The 12,130-nt window shown below is 54.7% G+C and carries 17 protein-coding genes and 1 pseudogene; 11 read left to right on the forward strand and 7 right to left on the reverse strand.

Translation table 11 applies throughout. From position 1 onward, the window contains the following. Positions 1-55: 55 nt before the first annotated feature. The 4 genes and pseudogenes from QPM17_RS11430 to QPM17_RS11445 all read left to right on the forward strand — a co-directional run bounded on the left by QPM17_RS11430 (position 56) and on the right by QPM17_RS11445 (position 3,289). Entirely contained in the window at positions 56-403 is a 348-nt protein-coding gene (locus QPM17_RS11430; RefSeq protein ID WP_285390871.1) for a hypothetical protein, read from the forward strand. 77 nt (positions 404-480) lie between these two features. Further along, positions 481-900: a hypothetical protein gene (locus tag QPM17_RS11435; RefSeq protein WP_285390872.1), complete on the forward strand. Its 420-nt coding sequence runs from the start codon at positions 481-483 to the stop codon at positions 898-900. Positions 901-1,060: 160 nt separating this feature from the next. Then, a pseudogene (locus QPM17_RS11440) lies at positions 1,061-2,631 on the forward strand (transposase). A 349-nt stretch (positions 2,632-2,980) separates the two neighbouring features. Further along, complete coding sequence (locus QPM17_RS11445; protein WP_285391120.1) at positions 2,981-3,289, forward strand: antibiotic biosynthesis monooxygenase family protein; 309 nt, start codon at positions 2,981-2,983, stop codon at positions 3,287-3,289. Between the two features lie 39 nt (positions 3,290-3,328). Here QPM17_RS11445 and QPM17_RS11450 read toward each other — a convergent pair whose 3' ends face one another. Next, positions 3,329-4,171 carry a DUF2914 domain-containing protein gene (locus tag QPM17_RS11450; RefSeq protein ID WP_285391121.1) on the reverse strand — a complete coding sequence of 281 codons (843 nt, stop codon included), beginning with the start codon at positions 4,169-4,171 and terminating at the stop codon, positions 3,329-3,331. Between the two features lie 71 nt (positions 4,172-4,242). Between QPM17_RS11450 and QPM17_RS11455 the strand changes: the two genes are divergently transcribed. The 6 genes from QPM17_RS11455 (at position 4,243) to QPM17_RS11480 (ending at position 7,536) form a co-directional block, all read left to right on the forward strand. Next, entirely contained in the window at positions 4,243-5,049 is an 807-nt protein-coding gene (locus QPM17_RS11455) for an amidohydrolase family protein (protein WP_285390874.1), read from the forward strand. Between the two features lie 131 nt (positions 5,050-5,180). Then, a complete protein-coding gene (locus tag QPM17_RS11460; protein WP_285390875.1) occupies positions 5,181-5,711 on the forward strand; it encodes a GNAT family N-acetyltransferase in 531 nt (176 codons plus the stop codon). Next, a complete protein-coding gene (locus QPM17_RS11465) occupies positions 5,708-6,232 on the forward strand; it encodes a GNAT family N-acetyltransferase (RefSeq protein WP_285390876.1) in 525 nt (174 codons plus the stop codon). Before QPM17_RS11460 ends, QPM17_RS11465 begins: the two co-directional genes overlap by 4 nt. A 49-nt stretch (positions 6,233-6,281) precedes the next feature. Continuing rightward, positions 6,282-6,599: an antibiotic biosynthesis monooxygenase family protein gene (locus QPM17_RS11470; RefSeq protein WP_285390877.1), complete on the forward strand. Its 318-nt coding sequence runs from the start codon at positions 6,282-6,284 to the stop codon at positions 6,597-6,599. Positions 6,600-6,678: 79 nt separating this feature from the next. Continuing rightward, positions 6,679-6,969: a nucleotidyltransferase family protein gene (locus tag QPM17_RS11475; protein WP_285390878.1), complete on the forward strand. Its 291-nt coding sequence runs from the start codon at positions 6,679-6,681 to the stop codon at positions 6,967-6,969. Between the two features lie 264 nt (positions 6,970-7,233). After that, on the forward strand, positions 7,234-7,536 hold the full coding sequence (locus QPM17_RS11480) for a CopG family antitoxin (protein ID WP_285390880.1): 303 nt from the start codon (positions 7,234-7,236) through the stop codon (positions 7,534-7,536). An 89-nt stretch (positions 7,537-7,625) separates the two neighbouring features. On the opposite strand, the gene QPM17_RS11485 is transcribed toward QPM17_RS11480, so the two are convergent. The 4 genes from QPM17_RS11485 to QPM17_RS11500 form a co-directional block, all read right to left on the reverse strand. Beyond that, complete coding sequence (locus QPM17_RS11485; protein WP_189571006.1) at positions 7,626-7,880, reverse strand: Txe/YoeB family addiction module toxin; 255 nt, start codon at positions 7,878-7,880, stop codon at positions 7,626-7,628. Further along, the gene (locus QPM17_RS11490; protein WP_285390881.1) at positions 7,877-8,128 is read right to left on the reverse strand and encodes a type II toxin-antitoxin system Phd/YefM family antitoxin; all 252 of its coding nucleotides are present in this window, start codon (positions 8,126-8,128) and stop codon (positions 7,877-7,879) included. The genes QPM17_RS11485 and QPM17_RS11490 overlap by 4 nt, the downstream gene beginning before the upstream one ends. Positions 8,129-8,307: 179 nt before the next feature. Beyond that, on the reverse strand, positions 8,308-9,114 hold the full coding sequence (locus QPM17_RS11495) for a PEP-CTERM sorting domain-containing protein (RefSeq protein ID WP_285390882.1): 807 nt from the start codon (positions 9,112-9,114) through the stop codon (positions 8,308-8,310). Positions 9,115-9,323: 209 nt separating this feature from the next. Then, a complete protein-coding gene (locus QPM17_RS11500) occupies positions 9,324-10,262 on the reverse strand; it encodes a carbon-nitrogen hydrolase family protein (protein ID WP_285390883.1) in 939 nt (312 codons plus the stop codon). Between the two features lie 144 nt (positions 10,263-10,406). Here QPM17_RS11500 and QPM17_RS11505 point away from each other — a divergent pair, with 144 nt between their 5' ends. Continuing rightward, complete coding sequence (locus QPM17_RS11505) at positions 10,407-11,090, forward strand: winged helix-turn-helix transcriptional regulator (protein ID WP_285390884.1); 684 nt, start codon at positions 10,407-10,409, stop codon at positions 11,088-11,090. Between the two features lie 28 nt (positions 11,091-11,118). Here the strand turns inward: QPM17_RS11505 and QPM17_RS11510 are convergent, their stop codons facing one another. Both QPM17_RS11510 and QPM17_RS11515 read right to left on the reverse strand, forming a co-directional pair. Next, positions 11,119-11,493: a nuclear transport factor 2-like protein gene (locus QPM17_RS11510; RefSeq protein WP_285390885.1), complete on the reverse strand. Its 375-nt coding sequence runs from the start codon at positions 11,491-11,493 to the stop codon at positions 11,119-11,121. Positions 11,494-11,536: 43 nt separating this feature from the next. After that, positions 11,537-11,845 (reverse strand): hypothetical protein, encoded by a 309-nt coding sequence (locus QPM17_RS11515; RefSeq protein ID WP_285390886.1) that lies wholly within the window; start codon positions 11,843-11,845, stop codon positions 11,537-11,539. Positions 11,846-12,130: the final 285 nt, after the last annotated feature.

Consider the following 12,130-nt stretch of genomic DNA (forward strand, 5'->3'; position numbering starts at 1 on the left):
AAGTAAATACAGGTGACACCTAAGGCGAACCTGATTTTTACGTTAGAGGTGAGCCATGGATGCCGTAATAGTCGGTCTTTTTACAGCCGTACTGGGATTTCTGGGAGGCTTGCTCACTCCTTGGGTTCGGTGGCAAATCGACAAGAAGAGAGCAGTCCGCCAGGAAAAAGCGGAGCATATTTCAAAATGGCGGGAGATGATTGATCAGTTCGATTTTGACAATGAACCATTTGGAGATACAGCCTGGTATTCAGCGCTACGAGCGCACATGCGGCCAGAGATTATCAATAAGGTAGAGGCTGACCGAACGGTCTATGTCGGTGGCGGTAGAGGGGATCATGTCATCAAACATATGCTTTTAGACGAGGTTGCCAGATTGGAAAAGGGTATGTGGAGTAAGTAAAAGATCCAAAAAAAAATGGTAGGTGAGTTTTTATGCGCAAAATAAGGCGATTGTGGCTTCTATTTCTGATGGCACCCATGTCCTACGGTGCACATGGTGGTTGGTTTGGTCCAGATAATTACGAAGAGTGTGTTCTCGAGAAAATGAAGGGGCAAACTAAAGAAATGATGTGGACTGCACAGACAGCCTGCGAGAAAGAGTTTCCATATGAGAAAGAGTTATATGGCTACAAGGAGAACCTAGAGATTAGTTGGGCAACGGGAGGCCTATCCATCTATCTCATGATCAAGGAGAACCGTGGTGATTATATGGTGACACGGTACAAGGCAAAATTCGCTAAAAAACAATGTAGTGAGGTCTCTAGCACTTCCGATTATTTATTAACAGAAGAATTTCGCTTTCCGCAAGGAGCAAAGCGAGCATATATTTCAACACCTGATGCTGAAAAGTATAAATGCATGCGGACCGAAATTATCTGGGGACAATATCGTAAATGATTGGTGCATCTAACCGATACAGTGACGGCAACGGCTACTCCATTGCGGCTTCGCCTCCATTCTGCAGCGGCGCGTTCTGTTGGCGTTGAGGCTGTAGAAAAACCCCGAAATCCCCGCTCCGGTTTGGTAAGATCAGGCAAACGGACAAGGAGTCGTTGGCATGCCTCGCTTCAAGCATTACAACTACGACCAGAGCGCCATGGTCGTGATCAACTACCAGGAACAGCTTCAACCTGGCACCTTTGAGCACGCGGTGCACTACCTAATCGAACACAAGCTGGACCTGTCAGTTTTTCATCCCAAATACCGCAACGAAGACACCGGCCGCTTAGCCTACGATCCGGCCATCCTGCTGAAGATCATTCTGTTTGCTTACTCCAAGGGCATCACCTCGAGCCGTGAGATGCAGTGGTGCTGCGAGACCAACATCATCTTCAAAGCACTGTCCTGCGATACCGTTCCCCACTTCACCACCCTGGCGAAGTTCGTCAGCAGCCATGCCGCCGAGATTGAGGAATTGTTCGAGCAGGTTCTGCTGGTGTGCCATGAACAGGGACTACTGGGCAACGAACTCTTCGCCATCGACGGCTGCAAGATGTCCTCGAATGCCGCCAAGGAATGGTCCGGCACCTTCAAGGAACTGGGCGAAAAACGGGAGAAGTTGCGGCGATTGATCCGCCACCACTTGAAGGAACATTACGAGCGGGACGAGGCAGAAACCGAAGCCGAACTGGATCGGGATATCCGTCGGGCGAACACTATCCTCTCGCTGGATGAAGCCATGAACAAAGTGGACCGCTTCCTAAAGACGAACCGCCCAAGGATGGGCCGGGGAAAGCGGAGCAAGGAAGTGAAGAGCAACCTGACCGATAATGAAAGCGCCAAGATGACCACCAGCAAGGGCACGATCCAGGGCTACAACGGCGTGGCCACGGTGGATAAGAAACACCAGGTCATTATCGATGCCCAGGCCTTTGGCGAAGGCCAGGAACACCATACCCTGCAACCGGTACTGGAAACCGTTGAATCCCGATTCCGGAAACTGGGCATTGCCGAGAGCATCTACCAACAAGGCACGGTCGTCACCGCCGACACCGGTTTCGCCAACGAAGCCAACATGAAGTACCTGCATGAAAGACAGATCAACGGCTACGTGCCAGACAACCGATTCCGCAGCCGGGATCCGAAGTTCCAGAACCAGAAAGACAAGTACGGCAAGCGTCATCAGAACCTGCCGGACAAGGGTTGGAAAGACACTATTCCGGCGAGTGAATTCCAGTTCGATCCGGTGAAGCTGACCTGCATCTGCCCAACCGGCGAAGCACTTACCTACCGGGGCCAACGGGCAGCCGAGAATGGCAAGATCCGGGTGCACTTCGAAGGTCGATTGCTGCAATGTCGGCACTGCCCCAAGAAACACCAATGCATGCAGAACCCTGCCTCAGCAGACCACCGAAATGGCTCTGGCCGCCAGGTCTCGTTCACCATCGAGAACAAGCGCCTGCCCAACTACACGGACTGGATGAAACACCGTGTAGACAGCCGTCAGGGCAAGAGATCTACAGCCACCGCATGTCGGTGGTGGAACCGGTGTTCGGCAACATTGGTACGACGAAACGGCTAAACCGCTTCAGTCTGCGAGGCAAGAAAAAGGTGCAGGGCCAATGGCAGCTATACTGCCTGGTGCACAATATTGAGAAGCTGGCGAATTACGGGCGGTTGGCGGCGTGATACCGAGAGTGGGCGCCCTGAGGAAGAGGTTGCTGGAAGCCTGCAATACCGGCGCTGACAGCGCCAGATCGGCCGAAACTAATGGCTGAACAGCGGAATCGAGATGATCGGTTAGCGGATGGCCGCTACAAAAAATTAAAGAACCAGGGAGTGGGAACGACTCAGAACCGGGTTTTTCTACAGCCTCGTTAGATTGCCGAGTTACCCACGAACAGTGGACACCTTCTATAGTTAGGGTGGACCTACCCCGGTGCAGTAGACACTCTAGCGTATAATTTGAGCATAGGAGGAATTGCCACGAGCAGCCCACAGCATGAAAGCTTTTCCAGACTGCTACCCGGAGCACTTCATGTCAGAAATCGCCAACACCCCCAAGCCCCCCTACTACGCCGGCATCGTCAGCAGCCACCGCACAGACGGCGACGACGAAATGGCCCAACGGATGGCAGAACTGGCAGCCCAGCAACCAGGCTATCTGGGCATGGAATCCGCCCGGGAGTGTCTGGGCATTACGGTGTCCCACTGGGAAAGCCTTGAGGCCATCCGCAACTGGAAGCAGAACGCTGAGCATCAGGAAGCCCAGCGGCTTGGCCATCAGCAATGGTATTCCAGTTTTCGGGTTCGGATAGCGAAGGTCGAGCGTGAATACGGCATCTAACAACCTACTCAGGTAACGGTGCACTGTTTCCAACTTCGGTTACAGAGGCAGAACCGAAAACTCCCCTTTGGCCAAAAGCTCGCCTTCCTCTGTGACCACCTCAACTCGCCAGTCTCCCACCATGTGTCGGTCGATATACTTGGCTGAGGATGCGCGCATGGGGTCAACGGACGGCCTAATTTCCACCCGCGCAACCCGTTCATCCTCCAGGTACCAGTCGTGAAAGTGCAACTGACCTTCCATGCCCTGGATTTCGGTAAACAGGTAAATTCGAATCAGTCCGTCACTGTGCATCGTCAAAACGTTCGGGATCTCGTCAATTGGCTCTTTTTCCTCCAGGCCGGTACTCAGTTGCGCCCGGATCACGTGATCAGAAAGTAGCTTGATGGAGGCGGGGTCTGCACCGGAATCAGGCGATGCTGCTCCCGATGCAGTTTCGGACACGGCGGCAGGCGTCTCGGCCATTTCAGTTTGAACTGAATTTGTCTGGTCCGGCATGTCAGCGTTTGCGCCAGATTCCGATGTTTCTTGTGATGAGGTCTTCGGTAACTGGATAGCTGCAGGCTCGGCGGACTCGGGCTGGTCGACATATACCGACGGGAGAGAAGGCGACTCCACTTCCTGATTCTCTGCCAGCGCTTCCTTTTGCTCCCCGGTGCCAAAGATCTCTAAAGCGCCCCAGATTATGCCCCCCACCACCAGAATTAATACGAAAAGAGCAGCAAAGATGCGCCCCCAAAGATAAACAACAACCTCTTCGGGCTCTTTGGGCTCAGGTAGCCGGGAGGACTTACCTGAAAAACGTTGATCTTGCGGTCTTGCTGTTTTCACCGGTCGTTCTTCCTTGAAGCGGGAAAAACACACTATAGCAAACTCATGCACGTACAAGGTGGCGGTGCCATAATTATCAAAACCGGGACATATTTATTTTCCGTCCTAATGGAGAGATTTTCATGATCATTGACGCATGGGCCCAACATCCCACGCTCAGGCATTCCCAAGACCCCATTTTCGAGTCCTTGCGTCGCTGGACAAAAATCCCACTGCCTACCGCCGAACTCCCGGTGAGAACTACTCTGGAGATGATGGATCAGGCTGGGGTTGATCGTAGCCTGATATGTGCGTGGTTTGCTCCTCGTAATGTGATGATTTCAAACGACGAGGTTGCAGGTTTCGTCGCTGAAGCGCCAGAAAGGCTTATCGGGGTGGGATCGGTAGACATTTCGAAGCCCATGGAGGCGGTTCGGGAGGTTCGGCGCTGCATCAATGAGCTGGGTTTCAAAGCGATCCGGATTTTGCCTTGGCTTTGGGAAGTGCCGCCAACAGATCGACGGTTTTATCCCGTTTATGCCGCGTGTTGTGATTTAGGTGTTCCGTTCTGTACACAAATTGGTCACACCGGGCCGCTCATGCCGTCAGAGGTTGGGAGACCGATCTATCTGGATCAGGTGGCTTTGGATTTTCCCGAGCTGGTCATAGTCGGCGGGCACATCGGCTACCCTTGGACAGATGAAGCCATTGCTGTGGCTACCAAACATGAAAATGTCTATATCGACACCTCTGCATACACCACCAAGAGGTATCCACAGGCCTTGATCGAATTCATGCGCGGCCACGGTCGTAGCAAGGTTTTGTTTGGGACAAATTATCCGATGATCACGCCGGCAAAGGCACTGGAAAATCTCGACGAACTTTCGCTTGATGACGAGGCACGCCAACTATTCTTGAGCGGAAACGCATGTCGCATATTCAATCTATAATGCGTTGGCAGAGGAATCCCCTGGTTTTGTCTGGCGCCTGCAAACGGAAGTTAGCAATATGCCAACCGATACGTGGGATGGTGAAGGTTGAGCGTGAATACGGCATCCAACACCCTACTCAGGTAACGGCCATGACCTCACAGAACATCATGATCAGGGATGAGAGCGAGACGGACATCCCGGCTATCTCGGCCATTACCCTCGCCGCTTTCCAGCCGCTGGAAATCAGCAACCACACGGAACACTTCATCATTGAAGCCCTGAGAGCCGCCGGCGCGCTATCGGTGTCACTGGTGGCTGAGGTGGACGGGCGTGTTGTAGGGCATATTGCGTTTTCGCCGGTCACCATGTCGGATGGCTCTGAAGGCTGGTATGGCCTGGGGCCGGTGTCGGTGCTTCCGGACTTTCAGCGCCAGGGCATTGGCAAGGCTCTGATCAACGAGGGCCTGGAACGGTTGAAGGGGATGAACGCGAACGGCTGCTGCCTGGTGGGGCATCCCGAGTATTACCGCCAATTCGGGTTTGTGAATACAGACGCCCTGGCCCACGAAGGTGTTCCAGCAGAGTATTTCTTTGTTTTACCGTTCGGCGATTCAGTGCCGCAAGGGAGGGTGGTGTTTCATGAGGGGTTCAACGCCGCTGACTCACGGACAGACGCATGATCATAGCTGAAGCACCCAGATTGTTACTTCGTGAGTTTTCATCGGATGATGTTGGCCCCCTTGCGGAGATTCTTGGTGACCCGAGGGTAATGGAGTTTTCGACGAATGGGCCATGCACCGAGGATGACACCCGGCAGTTTATCGACTGGTGCCAGGGCTCTTACCGAGATCATGGATTTGGTCAGTGGGCAGTTGTCGAGCGTCTTTCCCGAGCAGTGATTGGTTTTTGCGGATTGAGCCACGTCGAGCTAGATGGCGCTCAGGAAATTGAGATTGGTTATCGCCTTGCGCCAAGTGTATGGGGGCAAGGCTTGGCGTCAGAGGCTGCGGAGGCGGCGTTGGAGTATGGCTTCTCGCACTGTCACATTGACTCGATCATAGCGATCATCGCTACCCGCCACGTCGTTTCTGCTTGTGTGGCGGAGAAGGTGGGGTTCAAAATTGATACCCATACGAAATACCGTGGCTGGAACGTTCGCATATACCGCAAACACCGTACGGCGAATGCGGGAGCCGCATAGCCTTTGGCAAACGCACCGGCCACATAACGTGACGCGCCTGGAGTGACCAATGCCCGACATCGCTAATACCCCCACACCCCCATACTACGCCGTCATCTTCAGCAGCCACCGCACAGACGGCGACAACGGCTACGCCGAAATGGCCGCTCGAATGGCAGAATTAGCAGCCCAGCAACCAGGCTACCTGGGCATGGAATCCGCCCGGGAGGGTCTGGGCATTACAGTGTCCTACTGGGAAAGCCTTGAGGCCATCCGCAACTGGAAGAAGAACGCAGAGCATCAGGAAGCTCAGCGGCTTGGCCATCAGCAATGGTATTCCAGTTTTCGGGTGCGGATTGCGAAGGTGGAGCGAGAATACGGTATTTAACCCGACCGTACCGTAGGAACGGCTTTTTGATAGACTGGCAAACACGACACCGTTGAAAATGCGCACCAGAGGTTGAAAGATGGACAGAAAGCGAGCTCTTGAATTGCTGACTCGCAGTAAGCCGGAACTCCAGGCCCGTTTTGGGGTAACCCGACTGGCGCTTTTTGGCTCCACCGCCCGAGATACAGCAACTAGCAGCAGCGATATTGATGTGCTGGTGGCGTTCGACGGCCCGGCAACCTCCAAGCGTTATTTTGGCGTGCAATTTTATCTGGAAGATCTGCTCGGTTGCCCCGTCGACCTGGTTACCGAGAAAGCCTTACGCCCAGAGCTACGTCCGTACGTTGAAAGGGAGCAAGTACGTGTCTGATGACTTCCAGCGTGAATGGCATTTCTACCTGAACGACGTTCCCGAGTTACTTCCAGTGCTTGAGGCATTGAGAACTGAGGCAGGGGAAACCGGTACTGATTTATAGTGTTTAAATGGCCGTCAGGGGTTTAATTCATCTTTTCTGTGGTGGTTAAGCCGAGTCAGATTTATTGTCCTATCAAATCGAAAAGGCTGGGGCATAAAGCTCCGCCCGATGGACTACTGCCCCGCAAGGCCACCAAGAAATTTCTAGGGGGGGGTAGTATGGCCAAGACCAAATTAGATCCTGAAGAACAAGAACTGCTTGAGGCATACGAGTCCGGGGAGTTTGAATCGGACCTGGACGCTGAACGTCGGGAATATCTTACCAAGGCAGCGGAAGATACCTTCCGGAAGGACAAAAGGATCAATATCCGTATCTCCAGTCGGGACCTGGAAGCGCTTCAGCGCCGCGCCCTGGAGGAAGGGCTTCCGTACCAGTCTCTGGTATCCAGTGTTCTGCACAAGTATGTCTCTGGCGGCCTTAAAGATATCACTGCCAACAAATCGGACGAGCAGACTCGATAACGGGCATAGCCGGACAGCCTGCTCTTTGAAGTCGGGACAGGTTTCTTTTCTTACCGCATCAAAAAATTCGCACGATTGTCGAAAATATTTCAGTAGTGGTACCGGAGCTGGGCAATGAGCAAAGCGTCATCCGTGACCTTGTAAACCATGCGGTGTTCTTCGTTAATTCGGCGGGACCAGTAACCGGCGAGGCTGTGTTTGAGGGGCTCCGGCTTGCCGACACCCTCGAACGGCTCTCGTTTGGTTTCCTTGATAAGCTTGTTGATTCGGTTCAGGATCTTCTTGTCGGTTTTCTGCCAGTACAGATAGTCTTCCCAGGCGTTCTCGGAGAAGATGAGTTTCATTCAAGAAGGTCCTTTTCCTGACCACCGCCTTGCTCCAGCTCGGCAACGGATTCCAGCAAACGCCGGGCGTTTTTTGGTGCGCGCAGGAGGTAGGCGGTCTCTTGCAACGCCTCGTAGTCCTCAAGGGAGATCATGACCACGGACTGCGCCTTGCTCCGGGTGATGATCACGGGAGAATGGTCTTCACAGACCTGCTCCATGGTTTTTGCCAGATTGGTTCTGGCAGCTGTGTAGCTAATGGCATCCATAAGGCTGCTCCTGTACAGGATGTTGTTCCTGTGCAGGATATCGTACACATAGATATTTAACAACCAGCTGCACAGCGGCTTGGCCATCAGCAATGGCATTCCAGTTTTCGGGTGCGGATTGCGAAGGTGGAGCGGGAATACGGTATTTAACCCGACCGGAAAACCGGAACAGACCTATTTCAAACTCGATATCGGCGTAGCAACAGGCCGAACAGGCCGAGCATTAACGCTCCCCAACTGGCCGGTTCCGGTACTGAAACCGCCTCGTCAACAATAAAGGCCCCACTGCCAACAATGTTCGCTCCAAACCCGCCCAGGGTGTTGACGCTGGCCCGGTTGGTGTCTGCCAACATGTCGCTCAGGCTATTGTATGTCACGATATCCGCACCAATGCTGGACTCGCCTTCAATGTTGAACACATTCCAGTAGTTTGTGCCGTCGGAACCACTGCCAACAATGTTCGCGCCAAACCCGCTCAGGGTATTGACGCTGGCCCGGTTGGTGTCTGCCAACATGTCCGTCAGGCTGCCGTAGGTCACGATATCCGCACCAATGCTGGACTCGCCTTCAATGTTGAACACATTCCAGTAGTTTGTGCCGTCGGACCCACTCCCGACAATGTTCGCGCCAAACCCGCCCAGGGTATTGACGCTCGACCGGTTGGTGTCTCCCAACATGTCGGTCAGGCTGCTGTAGGTCACAATGTCCGCACCAATGCTGGACTCACCTTCAATGTTGAACACACTCCAATAGTCTGTGCCGTTCGAACCGCCGCCCACCACATTGGCCCCGAATCCGGACAAGGTGTTCACACTGGTCCGGTTGGTGTCCGTCAGCATGTCGGTCAGGGAATCGTATGTGACCAGGTCTGCGCCAATGGAGGATTCACCCTCAATATTAAAAACGTTCCAATAAACGGGGATGGCCTGGCAAGAAAAACTCATCGCAACGCCTGCGATGAATAGCAGATATTTTACGGATTTCATCACTTCTCCCCTCTGCTCCGAGCGATGAATTTATGGAGGCATAGTCCATACCTACCCGAAGAATAACTGCGCCAATCAGGTACTAGGGCCATACAGGCATGAGCGTTGCCCCGGGAAATTCCGGCCCAGGTGCTTTAACTGTAAAATATTCTGACGGCTTGGCGTTAAACCACGATCAGAAGCCTCGAAAACCGGGATCCTTTGCCAACCTATTCATTAAAGCTCACCGGCCTTTGCTGTCGTGTGTTCACCTGCAGTGAGAAGATGTCTGGCCGGGCATAGTGGCCGACGATATCCAGGCTGCGCCTCGCTGCGTTCACGTCGCTTACCTCAATGTCGGCAAGCAGCAGGCCGGTTTCCTTTCGCAGGGGGCCGGCTACGATTTCCCCGGCGGGTGAAATGACGATCGAATCGCCGGAGTTGATCCATTCCTCCTTGTCCGGATACAGGCGGTCGGCCTCCGGGAAGTCCGCAGGCAGGTCGCTCGTGCGCAGCACATTACCCGCGCCGAGAACCCAGCACCCACCTTCCCTGGCAATATGCTGAAGGGTGCGAATCCAGCGGTCGCCGCTGTCGTAGGTGGGGGCGATGTAGATATCGATGCCCTGGGCGAACATCGCGTAGCGGGCCAGCGGCATGTAGTTCTCCCAGCACACCAGTGCCCCGACCCGACCAACGGGGGTGTCGATGACTTTCATCCCGCTGGCATCGCCGAACCCCCATACCATGCGTTCCGGGTTGGTGGGCATGAGTTTGCGGTGGCAGTTTTGCACCGTCCCTTGCGGGCTGATGGTGATTACCGAGTTATAGAGGGTGGCCCGGCTGGTGTCTTCGTCGCGCTCATCGATGCCGCACACAATGGTCACCTGCATTTCTCTGGCAACCTCCAGCAGCGGGCGCAACTGATCAGACCCAAGCTGGACAGCGTTGTCGAGCAGGCGCCCGTGCAACTGCTCCGACAATCCCCAGTCGCCGCCCGGCTTCAGTCGCCATATCCAGGCGGGGTAGCCGGGGATGAAGGCTTCCGAAAAAACAATCAGCCTCGCTCCCTGATTGGCGGCATCCTGAACCAGCTGTACCGCCCTTTCGATGGTCTTTTCCCGGTCCAGAAAGACCGGAGGTTCCTGAACGATGGCGAGCTTGATCATGTTGTTCCCCTTATCAGTGGTTTCCAGAATCACTATCCGCCCGAACGGGTACGGGCGATAGTCCAGAAAATGGAGCGCCATCCGCACTGAAAAGAACTAGGATGAATGAACGGGGCACTAACGCCGCCCAGGGAGCCAAAGCTCATGACCAACTATGGACAGTTCTGCACCGTGGCCCGGGGGTCGGAAATCCTCGGGGAGCGATGGACACCGCTGGTGGTACGGGAGCTACTGTGTGGCAGCACCCATTTCAACGAGATCCGGCGGGGCTTGCCGCGGATGTCGGCAACGCTTCTGGCCCAGCGTCTGAAAAAGCTTGAGGAAGTGGGCGTGCTTCGGCGGGTGCAGGAGGGCAGCCACCAGGAGTATGTACTTACACCGGCGGGTGAGGAGTTGCGCCCGATTATCCTGGCCATTGGTCACTGGGGAGCACGATGGATTGGCAGCCGGTTGCAGGCAAACCAGCTCGATGCTGGCTTCCTGATGTGGGATATCCGCCGCTTCGCGAACATTGATGAATTCCCCCCTGACCGCAAAGTGGTCATCCACTTTTTTCTGAATGATGCCCGGCACCGGGAGCGGCATTGGTGGCTGGTGGTTGCCAACGGGGAGATCGACCTGTGCCGTGAAGACCCGGGCCACGAGCTGACCCTGGTGGTCGAGGCCAGCGTCGCCAGCCTGACCGAAATCTGGACCGGCGACAGTGACCCGGATGCCGAGCAACAGGCGCGTAGGCTGCTTGTGCGTGGCAGTGGGCAGGATTCACGGGATCTGTGGCAGTGGCTGGGGCGAAGTGTGTTTGCTTCCAGCAAAGCCAGCCCCCGGTAGACGCACAGCGGGAAGCCCGCGGCTGAGCCTAGCCGGAAGGCAGATTGCCTCCCAGCATGTTTTCCACCACTGCCGCATTATAGAAGGCTTCAACCGTCTGGATTTTGTCATTCCGGACACGAAACCAGACGGCAAGCCGCACGTCCCCGATCATTTCAAAGTTGGTCCGGTAGTCCAGGATCGCGAACACGTGCTCTCCGTCAGCGCTGAGCTGACGGACGATCAGGTCTTTCTGGATGGCAGCCATACCGAACTGGTAGGACATCATGTCGTCTGGGCGAAGGAAGCGCATGTTCGGCCCCACATATTCAAACCCTTCATCAGCCAGCAAAGCCTTTGCCTCATCAAATCGCTGAGCGTGGATGTCCGCGATGTACTGCGCCACGATGTCTTTTGGCTGCATTATCAGGCTCCGTTTCTGAGATGGGATGGTCAACCCGGTTGCCTCACTGCAGTGGCTGGCAACCACGGACTGCGAGTGCGAGATCGGTAGTCGCCTTGATCTGATCGTAGTACTTGGAGGCGGTATTTACACCCATATCAGCGTAGTTGCCAGCGGTAGGGCTGATCAGCTGGGCCAGCTGGCTCCAGGCCTCCGCAGACTGGCGGTCCTGTTGATAGGCTGTAAAAGCCTGATTGATCTTGCTGCAGGTAAGGCCATCGCCATCAGCAGCAGCTGACGAAACGTGGGACGAGGTCTGACAGCCGGCCAGTGTCGTCGCTGCCAGAAAAAGCATGGCACTTTTCACTTTCACGAATAGGATCTCCCGGGGTTCAATAGTGTGTGTTACAAAGTCAGGACGAGCATGTTGTAACACAACTCGCTTCGAAGCCAGGAAAACGCAGCGATTCCTGCTGACGCCCGGGGGGATTGCCTGCACGAAAGCTCTTCCCACTTTTGAGTTTTACCAGCCTGGCATTCGCGGACGGGCTATGATCATGTCGTTCTGGACTGGAACCCCGCCGGCCACATTCCTGAGGGTGTCTACTCTGTTCCCCATTTTGATGTGCACTTTTATCTGATCAGCCATGGAGAACGT

This window comes from Marinobacter azerbaijanicus (genome assembly GCF_030250645.1).
Lineage (GTDB): Bacteria > Pseudomonadota > Gammaproteobacteria > Pseudomonadales > Oleiphilaceae > Marinobacter > Marinobacter azerbaijanicus.